The sequence below is a fragment of the Streptomyces sp. UH6 genome, assembly GCF_013421635.1.
GTDB lineage: Bacteria > Actinomycetota > Actinomycetes > Streptomycetales > Streptomycetaceae > Streptomyces > Streptomyces abyssomicinicus.
The window spans coordinates 1-2,070 of the sequence record NZ_JACADT010000993.1 but is presented as its reverse complement, the minus strand read 5'-3'; the positions used below and the strand labels follow the sequence as shown (position 1 = coordinate 2,070).

At 72.9% G+C, this 2,070-nt stretch carries 2 protein-coding genes; both read left to right on the top strand.

Translation table 11 applies throughout. The features are described 5' to 3' along the window. On the top strand, positions 1 to 1,483 hold a 1,483-nt coding region (locus HW445_RS28420), incomplete at its 5' end, for an alkaline phosphatase (RefSeq protein ID WP_180223719.1). Positions 1,484 to 1,591: 108 nt separating this feature from the next. After that, positions 1,592 to 1,975 carry a VOC family protein gene (locus tag HW445_RS28415; RefSeq protein WP_180223718.1) on the top strand — a complete coding sequence of 128 codons (384 nt, stop codon included), beginning with the start codon at positions 1,592 to 1,594 and terminating at the stop codon, positions 1,973 to 1,975. The last annotated feature ends 95 nt before the right edge of the window (positions 1,976 to 2,070 follow it).

Below are 2,070 nucleotides of genomic sequence, written 5' to 3'. Positions count from 1 at the left end.
GGCCGCCCCCGCCATCGCCGACGACCCGTTCACCCTGGGCGTCGCCTCCGGCGACCCGCTGGAGGACGGCGTCGTCCTGTGGACCCGGCTGGCCCCCGACCCGCACGCCGCCGACGGCCTGGGCGGCATGCCGCGGGTACCGGTCCGCGTGCAGTACGAGGTGGCGGCCGACCGCCGCTTCGGCCGGGTCGTCCGCCGCGGCAGCGTCGTCGCCACCCCCGAACTCGCCCACTCCGTCCACCCGGAGGTCGGCGGCCTGCTTCCCGACCGCGTGTACTACTACCGGTTCCGCGTCGCCGGCCACATCTCCCCCGTCGGCCGCACCCGCACCACCCCGCGGGCCCACGTGAAGCCCGCCGACCTGAGGTTCGCCTTCGCCTCCTGCCAGGCCTGGCAGGACGGCTACTACACGGCGTACGACCACCTCGCCGAGGAGGACCTCGACCTCGTCGTGCACCTCGGCGACTACCTGTACGAGTCGGGCGTGCGCACCAACCGGCGCGGCGTCACCACCGACCCCCGGTTCCACACCGAGACCTTCGACCTGGCCCGCTACCGCCTCCAGTACGGCCTCTACAAGTCCGAGGAGCCGCTGAAGAAGGCCCACGCCCGCTTCCCGTGGGTCGTCACCTTCGACGACCACGAGGTGGAGAACAACTGGGCGGGCGACCTCTCCCAGGCCGACACCGAACCCGACCAGGACCCCGCCGTCTTCCGGGCACGCCGCGCCGCCGCGTTCCAGGCGCTCTACGAGCACCAGCCGCTGCGCCACACGCAGATGCCGCAGGGGCCGCACCTCCAGGCCTACCGCCGCCTCTCCTACGGCCGCCTCGCCGACCTCACCATGCTGGACACCCGCCAGTACCGCGACGACCAGCCCGACGGCGACGGCGAATCGGCCACCAGCACCGCGCGGTTCGACCCGGACCGCACCATCCTCGGCGCCCGGCAGCGCGACTGGGTGCTGAGGAACTTCTCCCGCTCCCCCGCGCAGTGGCAGATCCTCGGCAACCAGGCCCCGATGGGGCAGACCGACAAGGACCCCGGTCCGGCCGAACGGGTCTGGCTCGACCCGTGGGACGGCTACGTCGCCGACCGCAACCGCCTCCTCGCCGAGGCCGACCGGCGCGGCGTGCGCAACCTCGTCGTCGTCACCGGGGACCGCCACCAGAACTACGCCTGGGACCTCAAGCGCGACTACCAGGACCCCGGATCGCCCACCGTGGGCGCGGAGTTCGTCGGCACGTCGATCACCAGCGGCGGCGACGGCGCGGACATGACCGCCGACGGCGAGACGTTCCTCGCGGCCAACCCGCACATGAAGTTCTTCAACTCCCAGCGCGGCTACGCCCGTGTCCGCGTCGACCACCGGCGCTGGACCACCGACTTCCGCGTCCTGCCCTACGTCCAGCGGCCGGGCGCCCCGGTCACCACCCGCGCCACGGTGGTCGTCGAGGACCGGGTCCCGGGGGTCCAGATCTGACCTTCCCCCAGGGCCCGCATCTGCCCTAGAGTCGGTGGCCGCATCGCGTGCCGGCCACCGACCGGGTGGGGCATGGAGGTGCCGGGATATGCCCGTTGGAGGCATACCTTGTCCGTCCGGTTCAACCACACCATCGTCCACGCCCGGGACAACCGGGAGTCCGCCCGCTTCTTCGCGGAGCTTCTGGACCTCGCCGTCACCGCCGAATGGGGGCCGTTCGTCGCGGTCGCCCTCGACAACGGCGTCACCCTCGACTTCGCCACCGTCCCCGAGAGCGACATCGCCACCCAGCACTACGCCTTCCTCGTCTCCGAGGAGGAGTTCGACGCGGCCTACGCCCGGATCAGGGCCCGCGGCATCGAGCACTGGGCCGACCCGCGGCAGACGCGCCCCGGCGAGATCAACCGCAACGACGGCGGTCGCGGGGTGTACTTCCTCGACCCCGCCGGCCACGCGATGGAACTGATCACCGTGCCCTACGGCGGCTGGTAGGCCGGCGGCCCGCCAGGGCAGGAGCAGCCGCACGGCCAGAGCCGTGACCGGGGCACCGGAGACGAGGGCGGTCACCAGCCGCCCCCGTTCCCCGG